Here is an 18627-nt window from a genome sequence, read left to right on the forward strand (position 1 = left end):
TTGTCGATGGCCCGAGGCCTACACATCGTGGTTCTCTTCGCCGGTGATGCGCACCGTGAATTTGATCGCGTCCCGACTGGGAGGAACGCCGAAAAGGCGCCGGTACTCTCGGCTGAACTGGGACGGGCTGTCGTACCCCACATGGTACCCGATGTATGCGATGTCTTTGGGATGCGCAGCCAGAAGAAGCCGGGCCCCATGAAGCCTCATCTTCTTCTGGAACTGGATGGGACTCATTCCGGTGACGGCCTGAAAATTCCGATAGAACACGGAAGTGCTCATTCCGACCGAAGCCGCCACGTCGTCCACCCGGAACGGCTCTTTGTAATTGTCCCGAATCCATTGCACGGCTCGGGCGATATGGGAGAGATTGCTGTCCGCGAGGCCGATCTGCCGAACCGTCGCGCCCTGCTCGCCGGTGATCAGACGCCACAGGATCTCCCGCTTGATGAGGGGGGCGAGCATGTCCCTGTCTCGGGGCTGGTCGAGCAGGCGTAGCAGTCGGACGGCGGCGTCGAGGAACTCGTCGGGGGCGTCGCTGACGGCGAGAGCGGGTGGCGCGGTGCCGTTCTGCGCGAAGGAGTGAGCGGTCTGCAGCATCATCTCGGCGATGTCCGAGGCTTGCAGGAGCAAGCCGAGACCTAGTGCCGGCCGCTCCGGTGTGGCCCCGACGAAGTGGCCGGTGACAGGCAGGTCGACGGAGGCCACCAGGTACTGGCCGGCGCTGTACTCGTACACGCGCTCGCCCAGTGCGAGGCGTTTGGCGCCCTGAGCGATCAGCGCCATGACCGTACCCGTCATGGACGCATGAGGTGCCTGCGACTCCTCGCGGCCGATCAGCACGTCCTCAATGGCGGTCGTTCCGTCGGCTCGGGCATGACGGGCCAGCAGAGTTCGGAGTTCGTCCAGCGACATACGCCGATTGAATCACCACAGGCGAAGAGCGGGCCAGTGGAAAATTTTCGTCGAATCACACAAAAAAACTAAGAGAGGATCATGCAAGACTCCGCCACTTTCAGGCAAAGCAACTCTCCGGTGAACTGGTTGAATGACTGGAGTCTCTGAGACTGTGCCGTTCGGAGATTCGCTGCACTGAGGAAGGACAAGCGATATGACGGGCGGGACCCACAGCGAGATACATATTCGCGTCAACGATCAGACACACCGTCTGACCGTTGACCACCGAAGGACATTGCTCGATGCGCTCCGTGAGGACACAGGTCACACAGGGCCGAAAAAGGGTTGCGACCGCGGGCAGTGCGGAGCTTGCACGGTGCTTCTGGACGGACGGCGCGTGGTTTCCTGTCTCACACTGGCGGTGGCCGCCGACGGCTCGAACGTCACGACGGTCGAGGGCCTTGCGCACGACGGTGAACTGGGGCCGTTGCAGCAGGCCTTCGTACAGCTCGACGGTTTCCAGTGCGGCTACTGCACGCCCGGACAGCTCTGCTCCGCGGTCGGGATGCTGGCCGAGCACGCGGCGGGCTGGCCCAGCGCGGTCACCGCCGACATCTCCCCCGAGGGACCGGTTCCGGAGTTGGACGCCGCAGAGGTGCGCGAGCGTCTGAGCGGCAACCTGTGCCGGTGCGGCGCGTATCCGTCAATCGTCCGCGCCGTGCTGGAGACGGCGTCCCGTGAGGAGGCGAAGGGATGAAGGAGTTCAGCTACCAGCGGCCGAGGCAGGTCCGTGAGGCCCTTGCCGCGGTCGCCGGGAACGACGGCGCCCGATTCCTCGGCGGCGGAACGAATCTCGTCGACCTGATGAAGGACGGAATCGAGACGCCCACCCGTCTGGTGGACGTGCGTCGATTGCCACTGGACGGTGTCCTCGAGGCGCCCGGGGGAGGACTCGTCGTCGGCGCGACGACGACCAACAGCGATCTGGCGGCCCATCCCGAGGTGCGCCGCCGGTACGCGGCGCTCAGTCAGGCCGTGCTGGCGGGCGCGTCGGGACAACTGCGCAATATGGCCACGGTGGGCGGCAACCTGCTGCAGCGGACCCGGTGTGGCTACTTCACAGACCTCTCCCAGCCATGCAACAAGCGCAGCCCGGGCAGCGGCTGTTCCGCGATCGCCGGAGAGCACCACAACCACGCGATCCTCGGCTGGTCCGACCACTGCGTGGCAACCCATCCCTCGGACATGAGCGTGGCCCTGGCCGCGTTCGACGCGGTCGTGCACTACGAGACCCTGGACGGGACTCACGAAATCCCGCTGTCCGAGTTCTACCTGCCGGTCGGGGAAAGTCCGCAGCGGGAAACGGCGCTGCCCCCGGAGGCCCTGATCACCGCGGTCACCCTGCCGGCCGCCGCGGCGAACCCGCAGTCGCGCTACCGCAAGGTCCGCGAGCGCGCGTCCTACGCCTTCGCCACCGTGTCCGTCGCTGCCGCGATGGACGTCCACGAGGGCATCGTCCAGGGGGTCCGGATCGCGCTCGGCGGTCTGGCCTCACGGCCCTGGCGCGCCCACGTCGCTGAGGCCGCCCTGCGAGACGCCCCAGCCACGGCCGACCGCTTCCGGGCCGCCGCGGAAGCGGAACTGCGCGCCGCGCGGCCACTGCGCGACAACGCGTACAAGGTCACGCTCGCCAGCAATCTCATCGAGGCCGTCCTGACCGAGCTTGCCCACCCGGCCGTGTGACGAACCGGCCCCGTCATACGCCCTGAGGAGACCAGTACATGAACGCGTCCTCGACCACTCCGTCTTCGGCACCAGCCGGACACCCGACCATCGGGCCGGGTGCCGCCGGAATCTCCGTCCCATCGGCCGGCACGGGAGAACCGCCACTGGGAACCGTCGGCACAGCGCGGCCCCGTATCGAGGGGCCGGCCAAGGTCACCGGGGCGGTGCGCTACGCCGCGGACGAGCCGAGGGGTGACCTGTGGCACGGCTGGGTCGTCACCTCCACGGTGACCCGCGGACGCATCCGTGAGATCGACACCTCCGTCGCACTGGCCATGCCCGGTGTGCTGGGTGTGATCGATCACCGCAACGCGCCCCGGCTGAACCTGGACGCAGGATCGTTCTTCGGGCCGGACGGTGGCATGCACCTGCTGCAGAGCGATGAAGTCCCCCACTCCGGTCGGCCGATTGCGCTGGTGGTGGCGACGACGATGGAGCAGGCCCGGTCGGCGGCCATGGCGCTGCGGGTGACTTACGACGAGGAACCGCACGACGTGACCTTCTCACTCGACCACCCGGCCGCCCGTCCGGCGACGTCGTTCTTCGGAGAGGACGCAACCGTAGGTGACGTAGACATGGATCTGGCGGCGAGCGCGGTGGTGGTCGACGAGCACTACGTCACCCCCGAGGTGCACGGCGCCGCCATGGAACCTCACTCCGCGACCGCCTGGTGGGAAGGCGGGCGCCTGCAAATCATCGACTCCAACCAGGGCCCGTTCCTGGTCGCCATGACCGTGGCCTCACTGTTCCACCTCGGCCCCGAACAGGTGCGCGTCCAGTCTCCGCACGTCGGTGGCGGCTTCGGGTCCAAATCAGGAGGCTGCGGCCCCCACCTGGTCCTGGCGGTGATGGCCACGACGATGTTCGAGCATCCCATACGAGTCACCCTGACCCGGAGTCAGGTCTTCCAGACGGTCTCGATGCGGCCGGCGACCGACCAGCGAATACGGATCGGGGCAGATGCCGACGGCCGGTTGCGAGCCATCGACCACACAGCGGCCTTCGAGGTTTCCCGGCTCGCGGATTACCTCGAGAACTGCACCGAACTCTCCCACACGCTCTATGCCGCACTGGCGATCCGCACACGGCGCACTGCGGTCCCGATCGACATCCTGCCGCCCTACTCGGTGCGCGGTCCCGGCGCGACCCCCGGTTCGTTCGCGCTGGAGTCCGCCATGGACGAGGTGGCGGAACGGTTGCACATGGACCCCCTCGAGCTCCGGCTGCGCAACGAGCCCTCCGTCGGCCCCGTGTCCGGCCTGCCCTTCAGCCGCCGTAACCTCGTCGCCTGTCTGAGGGAGGGTGCTCGCCGGTTCGGCTGGGCCACACGCGACCACCACCCACGCACACGGAGGGAGGGACGTCTACTCGTCGGCACCGGGATGGCGGCCACCTCCTTCGGCGTGGGGGCGTTGCCCTCGACGGCGTCGATCACCGCCGAGGCCGACGGGGACTTCACCGTGGCCGTCGGCGCCAGCGACATCGGCACCGGCGCGCGCACCGCCTTGACCGCAGTGGCGGCCGAGGCACTGCGCGCCGATCCTCGAAGAATCCGGCTGCTGATCGCGGACAGCGACCTCGGTCCCGCGTGGAGCGCTGGTGGATCCCGGGGGACGACGTCCTGGTCCTGGGCGATCACTGAGGCCGCGGCGAAGCTGCGCTCCCAGCTGGGCAGCGCCACGCTGCCACTGACCGTCTCGTTCGACACCACCGAGTCGCTCGCTGAGCTGTCCCTCATGGAACGACACTCCTACAGTGCCGTCTTCTGCGAAGTGACCGTGGATCCGATGACCGGCGAGGTACGTGTGCGGCGGCTTCTGGGGATGTTCGCCGTGGGTCGTGTGGTCAACCCGTTGCTCGCGCGCAGTCAGCTCGTCGGGGGCATGATCATGGGACTGTCGATGGCCCTGCACGAAGAAGGCGTCCGTGACCCGGCCACCGGCCGTCACGTCAACGGGGACTTCGCCGGCTACCACATCGCCGCACACGCCGACGTACCCGAGATCGAGGCCGACTTCGTGCCCGACTACGAACCTGGGGACCCCTCGGGGATCAAGGGCGTCGGTGAGATCGGAACCGTCGGCACGGCCGCCGCGGTCGCGAACGCCGTCTGGCACGCCACTGGCCGCCGCCAGCGGATCCTGCCCATCCGTCCGGACCGAGTGCTGGAGGAATGATCCGAGCGATGAGCCGACCAGGCGAAGGGGCTCTCGGACCGATGCCGTTGCCACGCTGGTCCTGGACCTGACAGAGGAGAGGCACGTGTGCTGCGCGAAGTGTGGCCCTTCGCCGACGCCCACCGTCGAGCGCGGGGGCTTCCCCGGCGCCGCCGGCGTCGTCCGTGCCTGGCCCGACGAGTGGATCGCGCACCATCCGCTCGGTGCACGCGACGCCGTCGTCACACTCAGCCATGACCCGCGTATCGACGACCGCGCTCTTCGCGCCGCTCTGGCGGGCCCCGTCGGCTACGTCGCCGCGCTCGGCGGCCGGGCCACCCACGCACAACGTCTGCGGCGCCTGGCCGACGCCTCCGAACTGGACCAGCTGACCGGCCCGGCCGGTCTTGACCTCGGCGGAGCTTCGCTCGCCGAGAGCGCCCTGTCGATCCTCGCCGAACTCGTCGCAGTGGACAACGGCCGGGAGGGGCGGCGCCTGCGCGACGGTGATCTGCCTGTACGGGCCACCACTTAGGACGCCTCAGAACACCGGCGCGGACCGCGTTCCTCCCCCGGTGCGAATACCGGCGCCGGCAGCGATTCGGGCGTCGTCGGCGGGGCCACTCTCGGGCCCGCTGTCGCCAGGACCGAGCCCGTGAGGATCAGGGCGAACGCGGCCACGACGCCGGCCGTCAGGTGTTCGTCCAGGAAGAGGGCGCCCGCGGCGACCGCGACCGCCGGGTTGACGTAGGTGAAGACCGTGGAGCGGGTGGGGCCGGCCTCCTTGATCAGCTCCAGGAAGACGACGAACGCCAGCGCCGTGCAGATCGCGCCGAGCCCGGCGAGGGCGGTCAGGACCTGGGCGGACGGCATCGCGTCGGGCCGGCCGGCCACCGCCGCCGGGGCGTACACCAGGGCGGCCAGCGCCAGGCAGGGGGCGGTGAGCTGCAGCGTCGGCACGTCCTTGAGGTGGCGGGAGACGATCAGCGGAGCCGTCGCATAGCCGACGACCGTCACCAGCACCTCGGCCAGCGAGCGGGCGTCACCGCCGGTCAGGTGCGGGAGCGTGAGGACGGTGACACCCGCCAGGCCCAGCAGCAGTCCCGCCAGCCGCCGCGGGCCGAGGTGCTCCGCGCTGCCGAAGAACCTGGCCAGGGCGATGCCGACGATCGGCACGCCCGCGATCAGCAGCCCGGCGGTGGAGCTGGTGAGGTGGCGCTCGGCGTCGGTCAGGGTCCACCAGGGGCCGATGATCTCGATGCACGCGAAGGCGAGCATCGGACGCCAGTGGGTGCGGACGACCCGGGGCAGGCCGCCCCCGCGTATCGCGAACGGGAGCAGGAGCGCCGCGCCGAGCGCACACCGCGCGCACACCACGAAGGACGGGGACAGGGCATCCACCGCCACCTTGATCATCAGGTAGGGGATGCCCCAGACCACTCCCATCAGGGAGAACAGGAACCAGCCACGTGCAGTCATGCGGCCTACTGTGGCCCGGCCCCGCGCCCCTCGTCTTGAACGCTGTTGCGGTACACCGCCGGGGTCACCCCGAGCACCCGGCGGAACCAGCGGGTGAGGTGCGCCTGGTCGGCGAAGCCCACCAGCGGGGCCACCTCGGCGGGGCGCAGCCCGGCCTCCAGCAGGCCCCGCGCCCGGGTCACCCGGTACTGGGCGAGCCAGGCGTAGGGCGGGATGCCGGTGGCGGTGCGGAAGGCGCGCAGCAACTGGTAACGGGAGAGGTCCAGTTCGGCGGCGAGACCGGCCAGGGTGGGCGGGGCGGTGAGCTCGTCGGCGAGCCGGTCCCGTACGGCGCGGGCGATCCGCTCGGCGCCGGTGCCGGGGAGGGCGTCGGCGGCCGGGCGGGCCGTGGAGTGGCGGCGGGCCAGGGCGGTGAGCAGCCAGGGCAGCCGGGACTCTACCTCCAGCGGGTCGGGGCAGGCGCTCAGCTCGGCGTGCGCGGTGCGCAGCGCCTCGGCGAGCTCGGGGTCGTCGAGCAGTCCCTCGCGGAAGTGCGGCGGGCCGGCGCCCGCGCTGCCGTCGGCGAGGAGGTCGGGCGTGGCGTACACGGCGCGGTAGGCGAAGCCGCCGGTCGGGGCGGAGGGGCCGCCGGTGTGCATCTCACCGGGGGCGAGGACGATGACAGAACCGGGGCCGGTGCGGAGGCGGCCGCCGCGGTAGTCGATGCTCTCCGAGCCACCGATGCTGACGCCGATGGTGAACTCGGCGTGCGCGTGCGGGGCGTAGACGTGCCGGTCGAACCGGGCCGTCAGCAGATCGAGCACGGGACCGTCGCGTCCGAGCCGCGCCCGCGTCCACAGTGCCTGTTCCCGTGCGGCCATCGCCCCCGTGCCCCGTTCTCGTCGTCCATCAGCATGCAACGCGGGACCGGGCGGTGTTCATCCCGGGGGTGGGGCGGGCACTCGAAGGCTTCGGTCTCGCCGGCCCGGGCGCGTGCCACGAGATCCGTCGTGCGGGTTGTCACTGTCGGCGGCGGGACGGCGGGCGGTCGTGGCGGGGCCCGGTCGGCCGCGTGTTCGCCATGTCGCGCCCCTCCTTCTGCCGCTCGTCGGGCTCGGGCATCGGAAGATCACCTGTCCACGGGATCGGGAACCGTTCCCTCGAGCGTGGCACGGCGGCGCGGCCCCCGTACGCTGGCGCGGAGCCCCAATGCTCGTGTGAAGGAGAAAGAAGCCGTGCTCGTCCTGTTGCCGCCCTCCGAGGGCAAGGCCGATTCGGGGCGTGGCGCTCCGTTGAAGCCGGAGTCGCTGTCACTGCCGGGGCTCGCCGAGGCGCGGGCTGCCGTGCTCGACGCGTTGGTCGAGCTGTGCGCCGGGGCCGCCGGGGACGGAGAAAAGGCGCGCGAGGTGCTCGGGCTGAGCGAGGGGCTGCGGGGCGAGGTCGCCAGGAACGCCGGGCTGCGCACGGCGGGAGCGCGGCCCGCCGGGGACATCTACACGGGCGTGCTCTACGACGCCCTCGGCCTCGGCTCCCTCGACCCGGCGGCCAGGCGGCGCGCGGGCCGGTCGCTGCTGGTCTTCTCGGGGTTGTGGGGCGCGGTGCGGGTGACCGACCGGATTCCGTCCTACCGCTGCTCCATGGGCGTACGGCTGCCGGGGGTCGGGGCGCTGGGCGCGCACTGGCGGGCCGCGATGGCCTCGGTGCTGCCCGAAGCGGCCGGGGACGGGCTGGTGCTCGACCTTCGGTCGTCGGCGTACGCGGCGGCGTGGAAGCCGACGGGTGCGGTCGCGGAGCGGACGGCGTCCGTGCGGGTGCTGCACGCGCCGACCCGGAAGGTGGTCAGCCACTTCAACAAGGCGACCAAGGGCCGCATCGTACGGAGTCTGCTGGCCGACGGGGCCGCGCCGAAGGACCCCGCCGAGCTGGTCACGGCGCTGCGGGACCTGGGGTACGTGGTCGAGGCGGAGGCGCCGGGCGGGAAGGGGCGGGGCTGGTCGTTGGACGTGCTGGTGGAGCAGGTGCACTGAGGGGGCGTGCGGGACGGGGTGGGGTGTGCGGGACGGGGTGGGGTGTGCGGGTGCGGCGGATGCGCACGGTGCGCGCAGTGTGCGCGTTGCATTCCGCGCAACGGGCTTTGCGCAGGGTGCGTTCGCTCGGCAGGATGAGGGCATGTCCTCCGCCGTGCCCCCGTCGCCCGCCGCCGCCCTGCCCGCCTCCGTTCTCGACCTCGCGCCCGTGCTGCCCGTGGTCGTCGTCGACGACGCCGCCGACGCCGTACCGCTCGCGCGGGCGCTCGTCGCCGGGGGGCTGCCCGCGATCGAGGTGACCCTGCGGACCCCGGCCGCGCTCGAGGCGATCCGCGCGGTGGCCGACGCGGTACCGGACGCGGTGGTCGGCGCCGGCACCGTGCTGACCCCCGCGCAGGTGACGGCCTGCGTCGAGGCCGGGGCGCGGTTCCTGGTCAGCCCGGGCTGGACGGAGACCCTGCTGGCGGCCATGTCCGCCGCCGGGGTGCCGTTCCTGCCGGGGGTGTCGACCGCCTCGGAGGTCGTGGCACTGCTGGAGCGGGGGGTGAGGGAGATGAAGTTCTTCCCCGCCGAGGCCGCGGGCGGCACCGCCTACCTCAAGTCGCTCGCCGGGCCGCTCTCCGGGGCCCGGTTCTGCCCCACCGGTGGCATCGGTCCCGGCACCGCGCCCGAGTATCTCGCGCTGCCCAACGTCGGTTGTGTGGGCGGCAGTTGGATGATTCCGGCGGACGCGGTGGCGGCGGGCGACTGGGCCCGCGTCGAGCGGCTGGCCCGGGAGGCGGCGGCCCTGCGCCCGTGATCCCGGCCGACGGCACTCAGCGCAGGTGCGAGGTGTCGTTCAGGACGCGGACGCTCGCGTTGCCGTCCGCGTAGTACGCCACCTCCGACAGCGAGGCCGCCGACAGTTCCATGCGGAACAACGCCTCGGGCGGGGCGCCCAGGGCCAGCCGTACGAGGGTCTTGATCGGCGTGACGTGACTGACCAGCAGCACCCTGCGGCCCGCGTACGCGGTGACGAGCCGGTGCCGGGCCGCGTCCACCCGGCGGGCGACCTCCGCGAAGCTCTCGCCGCCGCCGGAGGGCCGGGCCCCGGGGTCGGCGAGCCAGGCCGCCATGTCCTCGGGGTACCGCGCGCGCACCTCGCCGAACGTCAGCCCCTCCCAGGCACCGAAGTCGGTCTCGCGCAGGCCGGGTTCGACGGCGACGTCCACACCGAGCCGCGCGGCCACGGCACCGGCGGTCTCACGGCAGCGGGCCAGCGGGGAGGAGACCACGGCCTCCGGTGCGGCGGCGTGACCGGCGGTCCGCACCGCGTCAGGGCCGGCGGCCAGTGCGGCGGCGGTCCGTTCGGCCTGGCGGCGGCCCGCCGCGGAGAGCGCGGGGTCGTCCCCGCCGCTGCCGGAGAACCGTTTGAGCGGGGTGAGCGGCGTCTCCCCGTGCCGGAGCAGGAGGAGGGTGCAGGGGGCGCCGAGGTCGGGGGGCGGGAGTGAGGGGGTGCGGTCGCTGCCGCTGCGCGGTGCGTCGTCCGCGGTCGCGTCCGCGTTCACGGCTGTGTCCGCGTCCGCTGCCGCCGTGGTTCCCCCCACCCCCGTCGTCCCTACAGGCCCGACTCCGCCGTGCGCACCAGGATGCGGCGGCAGTTCTCGCAGCGTACGACCGTGTCCGGCGCCGCCGAGCGGATCTCGCTCAGCTCGGTGATCGCCAGCTCCTGCCGGCAGCCCTGGCAGGAGCGCTGGTACAGCTTGGCCGCGCCGATGCCGCCCTGCTGTGCGCGCAGCTTGTCGTACAGCTTGAGCAGGTCGGCCGGGACCGCGCCCGCGACGACCTCGCGCTCCTTGGTCACCGAGGCGGCCTCGGCGTCGATCTCCTCGAACGCGGCGTCACGGCGCGCGGTCGCGTCGTCGATCTTCGACTGGACGGAGGTGACCCGCCCGGTCAGCTCGCCGACCCGCTCCTGCGCGGACTCGCGGCGCTCCATGACCTCCAGGACGACGTCCTCCAGGTCGCCCTGGCGCTTGGCGAGGGAGGTGATCTCGCGCTGGAGGTTCTCCAGGTCCTTGGGCGAGGTGACGGCGCCGGAGTCCAGGCGCTGCTGGTCGCGGGTGGCGCGGGTGCGCACCTGGTCCACGTCCTGCTCGGCCTTGGTCTGCTCGCGGGCGCAGTCGCTCTCCTCGGTCTGCGCGGCGACGAGCAGGTCGCGGAGCTGGGCGAGGTCCTTCGTCAGCGTCTCGATCTCGGCGTGTTCGGGCAGCGACTTCCGCCGGTGCGCCAGTTGCTGGAGACGGACGTCCAGGCCCTGGACGTCGAGGAGGCGGATCTGGTCGGCGGGCGCGGCGTTCAGTTGGGGGCTCCTGCGATGGTCGGAGTGTTCGGAGTGTTCGGGGTGCTTGGGGTGTTCGAGGTGTTCGACGGCGTGGATGCCGCGTGGGCGGTCCAGGGGTCGGTGACCGTCTTGGACACGTGGACGCGGAGGTCCCAGCCGTGCCGGTCGGAGACCTCGTCGAGCTGGCCGGCGGCCAGCTCGCACCAGGGCCACTCGGTGGCCCAGTGCGCCGCGTCGAGCAGCGCGAGGGGACTGTGGGCGCGGGCCTCGCTCACCGGGTGGTGGCGCAGGTCCGCGGTGAGGAACGCGTCGACGTCGGCCGCCCGTACGGCGTCGAACAGGCTGTCGCCCGAACCGCCGCTGACGGCGACCGTACGGAGGGTCGCGTCCGGGTCGCCGGCCACGCGGATGCCCTGCGCGGTCGCGGGCAGCCTCGCGGCGGCGTGGGCGGCGAACTCGCGGAGGGTGAGCGGGTGGTCGAGCGCGCAGACGCGGCCCAGTCCGCGGCGGCCGCCGGGGTCGGACGGGTCCGGCACGAGGGGGCGTACGACGCGGAGGTCGAGCGCGCCGGCGAGGGCGTCGCTCACGCCGGGGTCGGCGGTGTCGGCGTTGGTGTGGGCGACGTGCAGGGCGACGTCGTTCTTGATGAGGGTGTGCACGACGCGGCCCTTGAAGGTGGACGCCGCGACGGTGGTCGTGCCGCGCAGGTAGAGGGGGTGGTGGGTGACGAGGAGGTCCGCGCCGAGGCGGACGGCCTCGTCGGCGATCTCCTGGACCGGGTCCACGGCGAACAGGACGCGGGTGACCTCGCGGTCCGGGTCGCCCACGACCGTGCCGACCGCGTCCCAGGACTCCGCGCGGGTGGCGGGCCAGAGCGCTTCCAGCGCTTCGATGACTTGTGAGAGACGGGGCACGGGGCAAGGCTACCTGGGCGCTGCCGCTGGGGCTGGTGGGGATCGGGGTCGCCCGGGGTGGGGCTGCGCCCCTGGGCCGGCGGTGGTTGCCCCCGGGGGACGGTGCGGGGTGGCCGCAGTGCACGTCGCGCAGTTCCCCGCGCCCCTGGGGAGGGTGGGGCTGCCCCCTGGCCGGGCCGTGCGGGGTGGCCGTAGCTGGCGTTGCGCAGTTCCCCGCGCCCCTGAAGTAGGCCGAGGGTCCCCCTAGCCGGGCCGTGCGGGGTGGCCGTGGCTCGCGTTGCGCAGTTCCCCGCGCCCCTGGGGGGGTGGGGGTTGGTCTCAGCACATTGGGGAGCCGTTACCTGGAGAAACCGTTCTTCAGTACCCGTATGTGTGAAAGCGGAGGTTCGTCGGGTGCTCGGGGTGGATGGGAAAACTAGCGTCGTCGCCGGAGGTGACCGAATGATCACGGGCAGTACCTCCCTCGGAGTCGCCCTACGCGGGTCCGAGGGTTCTTCTTCGCCCACCCCTGAGGCGCCCTCTCCCCCACCACCGCCGGCCGAGACGCCGAGCCCTTGTGTCCTCGCCGTCGACGGGTCCTACGCCGCCCGGCTGACCCGGCGCGGCGGGTCCCGGCACGCCGAGCGCTGGACGCTGGACGGCCCGGAGCCGTACGCCGTGCCGCTCCCGACCGACCGGCCGGAGGAGCCCGGCACCGAGGTGCTGCCGCTGACCGATGGGCGGGTGCTGGTGCACCGGGCCGCACGCGAACTCCCCGGCGCCCTGCACACGTTCTCCCTGCTGTACCCGACCGGCCCCGGCACCGGGGAGCTCGCGCTCGGCTCGGTCGAGTGCGCGGAGCCCGGCACCGTCCTGCGGCTGCTGCCGCCCTCCCCGGCCGGCACCCGGGCCTACGCCCTCGCCGCCGGCCCGGACTCCACGGCGGTCTGGCTGATCGCGGGCGGCGACTTCGGACCCGAGCATCTCGCCGAGGTACCCGGCCACTGCTCGGGCGGGGTCTGGCTGGATGCGACCGGCCGCATGCTGGCCCTGGACCGCACCCGGGACGGCCGTACGAAGACGGTGGTGGTGGATCTGGAGCGGGGCGGCGAGATGTCGCCGCTGCTGCAGATCGCGGAGGACAGCGACGACCGGCTGCTGCTCGCCGACGCCGACAGCGGCCTGCTGCTGATCCGCTCCGACGCGCCCTCCCCCGGCCGGGAGCGGCTCGGCTGGGGCGTCCTGGGCAGCACGCTGCCGGTCAGGTTCCCGGAGTGCCTGCGGGTGGAGGGGTGCGAGGTGACGCCGTTCGCGATCCAGCCGGGGCAGATCCTGACACCGGAAGGCTGCGCGGTGGCCCTGCGGGTCGACGGCGCGGGCGGGTCCTGGCTCGGCCTGTGGCGTCCGGCCGAGCGGCGGCTCCAGCACGTGCCGGCGCCCGAGGGCTGGCTGCCGGGCACCGGCCGCTGGACCCGCGAGGGCGAGCTGCACCTGCCCTGCGCGACGCCCGCGGCGCCCTGCTCGGTGGCCCGGCTGACGGCGCCGGCGGCGCAGCCCGCGTCCTCCGCGCCGTCCGCGGCCTTGGCGCAGCCCGTCGCGGAAGCGTCACAGCGCCGTAACGCTTCGCCCTCGGCCGAGGGCGGCGACGGGCCCGCGCCCGGCCCGGGGTCCGACACGCACGAGGGTGCCGCGGCACCGTCGGAGACCGCCGGTCCCGCCACCCGTCCGGTGCCGTTGCAGCAGGCCCCGCTGGGTGTGACGCGGCCCCGCGAGTCGCCCCGACCGCCTTTGCGGGAAGGGGAGCCGGAGCCCTTCGCGGGGGGTCTGTTGAGGGCTGCCCGTCATGTGGTCGTCTCTGCGGTCGTCACCGACGGCCGATAGGATCACCCGGCTGTAAAAGGATCTTTTCTACGGGGTGAAGACTTCCCATGAACGACATCAGCACCAGCACGCAGCCGCCCGGCGCCGAGAGTCAGCAGGCGACGGGACACGGCCGGCACCGGGGCCCGGTCTCCGCGCAGGACGCGGAGACGCAGCCACGTGGCCGGCACCGCCGGGACGGCGAGGAGTCGTCCGGACGGACGGCAGCCTGACGCATGACGTGATGTCAGACATTGCGACGCGTCACGCATCACGCGTCACGCTCACGCGTAACGGCTGACGTCTGGCCTCGGCCGGCCCCGCTCGTACGTTCGTTCATCGTTTCGTCACGGGCGGGGCCGTCGTATGTTCAGGAATGGGTGACCGTCGTGTCCGCGAGGACGGGCGCCTCCGTCCGCTCCACCGCGCCCACCGTCACCCGTACCGCGCCCGGCGTGCGCCACATGCGCAGGCGCAGGGTCTCGCCCGGGTACGCCACCCCGGCGAACCGTGTCGTGTACGCGCGGACCCGGGTGACGTCGCCGTCGAGGAGCGTGTCGACGACCGCCTTGAGCGTCATGCCGTACGTGCACAGACCGTGCAGGACGGGCCGTTCGAAGCCGGCGTGCGCGGCGAACCCCGGGTCGGCGTGGAGCGGGTTGAGGTCGCCGGTCAGGCGGTAGAGCAACGCCTGGTCCTCGCGCACCGGCCGGTCGACGACCAGGTCGGGGGCGCCGGACGGTGGTGCGGGGCGGGCGGAGGGGCCGCGCTCGCCGCCCCAGCCGCCTTCGCCGCGTACGTGGACCAGCGCCTCGTCGGTCCACAGCGGCCCCTCGGCGTCGGCGACGTCCGTGCGCTGGACCAGCAGGGCCGCACCGCCCTTGTCGTACGCGGCGGTGATCCGCGAGGTGGCGGACGCGCGGCCCGTGACGGGCACCGGGCGGTGGACGGTGAGGCTCTGGCCGGCGTGCAGGACGGCGGCGAGGTCCACGTCGACGCCGGGGACGGACAGGGCGGCGATCACCCCGGGCTCCCCGCCGCCCGCGACGGTGGCGAAGGCGGGCAGGACGTGCAGCCGTGTCTCCAGGGTGTAGCGCAGCTCGCCGGGGTCGGTCGCGGGGACGCCGGCGCCGAGGGCGAGGTGGTAGAGCTGCACGTCCTTGGCGGTCCAGGCGAGCTCGCGGGTACGGGGCGCGGCGGCGACGGCCCGGGCGGCGTCGAGGGGCATGGGGGCGGCTCCTGGGGTGGGGCGCGGAGGGGCTCGGCGGGGGGCCGTCGGAGAGGGCCGGGCCGTGGGCCGGCGGAACCGGGGATTCCCCGGGGCCCGTGACATTTGTCCCGGCCAAGAGCGTACGACCGACACTGCCGGAGGCCGCCCGTCGCCCCTACCTTCGGAACATGACCACGACCGAGGGCACCACGAGGACAGCGGACGGCGCGCCCGCACCCGCCCGGCATGTGCACGAGCCCGCCGGGACTCCGGGCTCCGCCGCGCGCGAGCGGGCTCTCGCCGTCTCCTTCACCGGGGCCGTCAAGACCTTCGGCGAGGTCCGTGCCGTCGACGGGATCGACCTGGGGATACGGCCGGGCGAGACCGTCGCGCTGCTGGGCCGCAACGGCGCCGGGAAGTCCACCGCGATCTCCCTGCTGCTGGGGCTGAACGCACCGGACGGCGGCGCGGTGGAGCTGTTCGGCGGTTCCCCCGAGGCGGCGGTGCGGGCCGGGCGGGTCGGCGCGATGCTGCAGGAGGCACGGGCGGTGCCCCGGGTCACGGTGCGGGAGCTGGTCTCCTTCGTGGCCGGACGCTATCCGGCCCCGCTCCCCGTCGCCGAGGCGCTGGAGCTGGCCGGCATCGGGGAGCTCGCCGCGCGGCGGGTGGACCGGCTGTCCGGCGGGCAGACCCAGCGGGTGCGGTTCGCCGTGGCACTGGCGGGCGACCCCGAGCTGCTCGTGCTGGACGAGCCCACCGCCGCGCTCGACGTGGAGGCGCGGCACGCGTTCTGGGCGTCGATGCGCGCCCGGCACGGCCGCACGGTGCTGTTCTCCACGCACTACCTGGAGGAGGCCGACGCGCACGCGGACCGGATCGTGGTCGTCGACCACGGCCGGATCGTCGCCGACGGCACCGCCGAGCAGCTCAAGCGCGCGGCGGGCGGCACCCTCGTCGCCTTCGACCTGGCGGGGAACGAGACGGGGGACCTGGAATCGTTGCCGGGCGTGCGGTCGGTGGAGGTGCGCGGGGGCCGGGTGCGGCTGCGCACGGACGACTCGGACGCCACGGTGGTGGCGCTGGCGCGGCGGGACGCGATACGCCGCCTGGAGGTCGTCCCGGCCTCCCTGGACGAGGCGTTCCTGGCGCTGACGGCGGACACCTCACCCCATGAGGACGCCTCGCCCCATGAGGCGCGGGAGCCGCGGCACGGGACGGAGACGGACTGATGTGGGACTACCTGTGGCTCGAGGTGCGCCGGACGCTGCGTGACGTCGGCTTCGTCATCGGCGGGGTCGTGATGCCGGTGATGATGTACCTGCTGTTCACCAACGTCGGCGGCGGTGCCGACGGCGACTGGAAGGCCGCCGCGATGGTCGGCATGGCGGCGTACGGCGCGGTCGGCTCCGCGCTCAGCACCGGCGGCGGGGTCGCCGAGGACCGGGCGATCGGCTGGCTGCGGCAGCTCCGGGTGACGCCGATGACACCGCGCCAGGTGGTCGTGGGCAGGGCGCTGACCGGTGGCGTGACGGTGCTGCCGGCGATCGTCGCGGTACTGCTGGCGGGCGGTGTCGTCAACGGCGTACGGCTCGACGTGTGGCAGTGGGCGGCGATCGCGCTGCTGCTGTGGCTGGGGTCGGTGCCGTTCACGCTGCTGGGGCTGGGCAACGGCTACCGGCTGACCGCGCAGACCACGGCCGTGACGAACATGATGTGCAATCTGGGGCTCTCGGTGGTCGGCGGGCTGTGGTTCCCCGTCGAGCTGTTCCCGCACTGGCTGCGCGCGGTCTCCGCGTACACCCCGACCAGCCGCATCGCGCAGCTCGGCACGGCGGTGGCCGACGGGCACTCGCCGACGGCCGGGGCCGTACTCGTCCTGACGGCCTGGCTGCTGGTGTTCGGTGGTTACGCCGTACTGGCCTACCGCCGGTCCGGGAGGACCGTGTGACCCGGGGAGCGCGGAACATGACGAGGACGACGAGGGTGACCATGGCGACGGGGACAACAGGGACAACAGGGACGACGGGGACGACGGGGACGACGGAGACACGGAGCGCCTGCCGACGGCGGCGGGCCTGGCGGTCGGTGCTCGCGGCGTACTGGGAGGAGCGCCGGCGGTGGCAGGCCGACCAGAAGGCGGCCCGCAGGGCCGGGCGGTGGCCCGAGAACCCGGGCCCGCCGCCCACCGGCTTCTCCCTGCTGCCGTGGCTGCTGATGGGGATGGGCGCGTTCTCCAACCTGTTCCAGGGCCAGACGCCCAACCCGTGGATCGGCGGCCTGGGTCTGCTGACCTTCAACTCGCTCTACATCTACGTGGTGTTCCGCGCCTTCCATGCGGTGACGCGCGAGGCCCGCTCCACACGGGTGGCGCTGGTGGTGATGAGCCTGCTGACGTGCGCCCTGGCCCTCGGGTACGGCGGCAACTGGCTGCTGTTCTTCCCGCTGCTCGGACTGGCGACAGGGGCGGTGGTGCGGGGGCCGTGGCTCGGCAGGTACGCCCTCGGGCTGACCGCGCTGGCGACCGTCGTCGCCGCGCTGCGCGGAGGTTGGGACGCGATCGGCGTCTCCTACGGCACGTTCCTGTCGACGATGGTGACGGCCGCGATCCTCTCCCTGTCGGAGGCGGTGCGGCAGTTGCGGGCGGCGCGCGAGGAGCTGGCGCGGCGGGCGGTGGAGGAGGAGCGGCTGCGGTTCTCCCGCGATCTGCACGATCTGCTCGGGCACACGCTGTCGGTGATCGTCGTCAAGTCGGAGGCCGCGCGGCGGCTGGCGCCGCGGGACCTGGACGCGGCGCTGTCGCAGGTCACCGACATCGAGGCGGTCGGCCGACAGGCGCTGACGGAGATCCGGGAGGCGGTGACCGGGTACCGCGAGGGCAGTCTCGCCACCGAGCTGGACCGGGCGTCCTCGGCGCTGACCGCGGCCGGCATCGAGCCCGTCGTCCGCCGGTCGGGGGCGCCGCTGGCCCCGGGGGCGGAGGCGCTGCTGGGCTGGGTGGTGCGCGAGGCGGTCACCAACGCCGTGCGGCACAGCGGGGCGCGGCGGTGCGAGATCGCCGTCGACGGGGCGTCCTCGGCCGAGCGGATCCGGCTGACGGTCACCGACGACGGGGGCGGCGGTGGCGGTGACGGCGGCGAGGGCACGACCTCCTCGGCGGGCGGCACCGGTCTGAAGGGGCTCACCGAGCGCCTCGCGGCGGCGGGCGGTGCGCTGCGGGCCGGCCCGTCACCGCGCGGCGGCTTCACGGTCACCGCCGAACTCCCCCGGGACACGGAGGAGCTGACGGACCCGTCCGGCGGCGGGGAGGGGTTCGCGACCACGTCGCCCGGGGCGGCTGCTCGTACTCTGGGACCGTGACCGAGACGCCCCGTACCGAGCCCCGTACCGAGTCCGTCCGTGTGCTGCTCGCCGAGGACCAGGGGATGATGCGCGGCGCGCTTGCCCTGCTGCTCGGCATGGAGGACGACCTGGAGGTGGTCGCCCAGGTCTCGACGGGCGACGCGATCGTGGCCGCCGCGCTGGACCACCGGCCGGACGTGGCGCTGCTCGACATCGAGCTGCCGGGCATGAGCGGCCTGGACGCGGCGGCGGAACTGCGCGTGCGGGTGCCCGGGTGCCGGGTGCTGATACTGACCACGTTCGGGCGTCCGGGCTATCTGCGCCGGGCCATGGAGGCGGGCGCGGCGGGGTTCCTGGTCAAGGACGGACCGGTGGAGGAGCTGGCCGCCGCGATCCGCCGGGTGCTGGCGGGCGAGAGCGTCGTGGACCCGGCCCTGGCCACGGCGGCCCTGAGCGCGGGGCCCAATCCGCTGACGCCCCGCGAGTGCGACGTCCTGCGCGGTTCGGCGGACGGGGCGACGGTCGCCGACATCGCCGCCCGGCTCCATCTGTCGGAGTCGACGGTGCGCAACTACCTGTCGTCGGTCATCGGCAAGACGAGCACCCGCAACCGCACGGAGGCGCTCCGGGAGGCCCGCCACCAGGGCTGGCTGTGACCCGCCCCGCCCGCCCTGCCCTC

Annotated in this window: 19 protein-coding genes; 12 read left to right on the top strand and 7 right to left on the bottom strand. The window is 73.1% G+C overall.

What is annotated here, in order from left to right; genetic code table 11:
- Window positions 1–18: 18 nt before the first annotated feature.
- The gene (locus tag QFZ64_RS10955) at window positions 19–915 is read right to left on the bottom strand and encodes an AraC family transcriptional regulator (protein ID WP_307064691.1); all 897 of its coding nucleotides are present in this window, start codon (window positions 913–915) and stop codon (window positions 19–21) included.
- 196 nt (window positions 916–1111) lie between these two features.
- Here QFZ64_RS10955 and QFZ64_RS10960 point away from each other — a divergent pair, with 196 nt between their 5' ends.
- The 4 genes from QFZ64_RS10960 to QFZ64_RS10975 all read left to right on the top strand — a co-directional run bounded on the left by QFZ64_RS10960 (window position 1112) and on the right by QFZ64_RS10975 (window position 5373).
- The gene (locus QFZ64_RS10960) at window positions 1112–1654 is read left to right on the top strand and encodes a (2Fe-2S)-binding protein (RefSeq protein ID WP_307064692.1); all 543 of its coding nucleotides are present in this window, start codon (window positions 1112–1114) and stop codon (window positions 1652–1654) included.
- Window positions 1651–2640 (top strand): xanthine dehydrogenase family protein subunit M, encoded by a 990-nt coding sequence (locus QFZ64_RS10965; RefSeq protein WP_307064693.1) that lies wholly within the window; start codon window positions 1651–1653, stop codon window positions 2638–2640. The genes QFZ64_RS10960 and QFZ64_RS10965 overlap by 4 nt, the downstream gene beginning before the upstream one ends.
- A gap of 38 nt (window positions 2641–2678) precedes the next feature.
- The gene (locus QFZ64_RS10970) at window positions 2679–4859 is read left to right on the top strand and encodes a xanthine dehydrogenase family protein molybdopterin-binding subunit (RefSeq protein WP_307064694.1); all 2181 of its coding nucleotides are present in this window, start codon (window positions 2679–2681) and stop codon (window positions 4857–4859) included.
- 85 nt (window positions 4860–4944) lie between these two features.
- Window positions 4945–5373, top strand: coding sequence for an XdhC family protein (locus tag QFZ64_RS10975; RefSeq protein WP_307064695.1), 429 nt, complete (start codon window positions 4945–4947; stop codon window positions 5371–5373).
- Here QFZ64_RS10975 and QFZ64_RS10980 read toward each other — a convergent pair.
- Both QFZ64_RS10980 and QFZ64_RS10985 read right to left on the bottom strand, forming a co-directional pair.
- Window positions 5370–6317, bottom strand: a complete 948-nt coding sequence (locus QFZ64_RS10980) for a DMT family transporter (protein WP_307064696.1) — start codon at window positions 6315–6317, stop codon at window positions 5370–5372. The genes QFZ64_RS10975 and QFZ64_RS10980 overlap by 4 nt on opposite strands.
- 5 nt (window positions 6318–6322) lie before the next feature.
- Window positions 6323–7177, bottom strand: coding sequence for an AraC family transcriptional regulator (locus tag QFZ64_RS10985; protein ID WP_307064697.1), 855 nt, complete (start codon window positions 7175–7177; stop codon window positions 6323–6325).
- A gap of 354 nt (window positions 7178–7531) precedes the next feature.
- On the opposite strand from QFZ64_RS10985, the gene yaaA reads away from it, so the two are divergent.
- Entirely contained in the window at window positions 7532–8323 is a 792-nt protein-coding gene (yaaA, locus tag QFZ64_RS10990; protein ID WP_307071649.1) for a peroxide stress protein YaaA, read from the top strand.
- Window positions 8324–8465: 142 nt separating this feature from the next.
- Entirely contained in the window at window positions 8466–9122 is a 657-nt protein-coding gene (eda, locus tag QFZ64_RS10995; protein ID WP_307064698.1) for a bifunctional 4-hydroxy-2-oxoglutarate aldolase/2-dehydro-3-deoxy-phosphogluconate aldolase, read from the top strand.
- A gap of 16 nt (window positions 9123–9138) precedes the next feature.
- Here eda and QFZ64_RS11000 read toward each other — a convergent pair whose 3' ends face one another.
- The 3 genes from QFZ64_RS11000 to QFZ64_RS11010 are packed head-to-tail and all read right to left on the bottom strand — an operon-like array spanning window position 9139 to window position 11560.
- On the bottom strand, window positions 9139–9870 hold the full coding sequence (locus QFZ64_RS11000) for a histidine phosphatase family protein (protein ID WP_373430585.1): 732 nt from the start codon (window positions 9868–9870) through the stop codon (window positions 9139–9141).
- Window positions 9871–9920: 50 nt separating this feature from the next.
- Window positions 9921–10664, bottom strand: a complete 744-nt coding sequence (locus tag QFZ64_RS11005) for a zinc ribbon domain-containing protein (protein WP_307071650.1) — start codon at window positions 10662–10664, stop codon at window positions 9921–9923.
- Window positions 10661–11560: a Nif3-like dinuclear metal center hexameric protein gene (locus QFZ64_RS11010; protein ID WP_307064699.1), complete on the bottom strand. Its 900-nt coding sequence runs from the start codon at window positions 11558–11560 to the stop codon at window positions 10661–10663. Before QFZ64_RS11010 ends, QFZ64_RS11005 begins: the two co-directional genes overlap by 4 nt.
- A gap of 441 nt (window positions 11561–12001) precedes the next feature.
- On the opposite strand from QFZ64_RS11010, the gene QFZ64_RS11015 reads away from it, so the two are divergent.
- Together QFZ64_RS11015 and QFZ64_RS11020 are read left to right on the top strand one after the other, a co-directional pair.
- A complete protein-coding gene (locus QFZ64_RS11015; protein ID WP_307064700.1) occupies window positions 12002–13420 on the top strand; it encodes a hypothetical protein in 1419 nt (472 codons plus the stop codon).
- Window positions 13421–13467: 47 nt separating this feature from the next.
- Window positions 13468–13632 (top strand): hypothetical protein, encoded by a 165-nt coding sequence (locus QFZ64_RS11020; RefSeq protein WP_307064701.1) that lies wholly within the window; start codon window positions 13468–13470, stop codon window positions 13630–13632.
- A 137-nt stretch (window positions 13633–13769) separates the two neighbouring features.
- On the opposite strand, the gene QFZ64_RS11025 is transcribed toward QFZ64_RS11020, so the two are convergent.
- The gene (locus QFZ64_RS11025) at window positions 13770–14627 is read right to left on the bottom strand and encodes a MaoC family dehydratase (protein ID WP_307064702.1); all 858 of its coding nucleotides are present in this window, start codon (window positions 14625–14627) and stop codon (window positions 13770–13772) included.
- 170 nt (window positions 14628–14797) lie between these two features.
- On the opposite strand from QFZ64_RS11025, the gene QFZ64_RS11030 reads away from it, so the two are divergent.
- The 4 genes from QFZ64_RS11030 to QFZ64_RS11045 are packed head-to-tail and all read left to right on the top strand — an operon-like array spanning window position 14798 to window position 18604.
- Entirely contained in the window at window positions 14798–15838 is a 1041-nt protein-coding gene (locus QFZ64_RS11030) for an ABC transporter ATP-binding protein (protein WP_307064703.1), read from the top strand.
- Window positions 15838–16557, top strand: coding sequence for an ABC transporter permease (locus tag QFZ64_RS11035; RefSeq protein WP_307064704.1), 720 nt, complete (start codon window positions 15838–15840; stop codon window positions 16555–16557). The genes QFZ64_RS11030 and QFZ64_RS11035 overlap by 1 nt, the downstream gene beginning before the upstream one ends.
- Window positions 16558–16574: 17 nt before the next feature.
- Window positions 16575–17966 carry a sensor histidine kinase gene (locus QFZ64_RS11040; RefSeq protein ID WP_307064705.1) on the top strand — a complete coding sequence of 464 codons (1392 nt, stop codon included), beginning with the start codon at window positions 16575–16577 and terminating at the stop codon, window positions 17964–17966.
- The gene (locus tag QFZ64_RS11045) at window positions 17963–18604 is read left to right on the top strand and encodes a response regulator transcription factor (RefSeq protein ID WP_307064706.1); all 642 of its coding nucleotides are present in this window, start codon (window positions 17963–17965) and stop codon (window positions 18602–18604) included. Before QFZ64_RS11040 ends, QFZ64_RS11045 begins: the two co-directional genes overlap by 4 nt.
- Window positions 18605–18627: the final 23 nt, after the last annotated feature.

The sequence above is a fragment of the Streptomyces sp. B3I8 genome (assembly GCF_030816915.1).
In the GTDB taxonomy this organism is placed as follows: domain Bacteria; phylum Actinomycetota; class Actinomycetes; order Streptomycetales; family Streptomycetaceae; genus Streptomyces.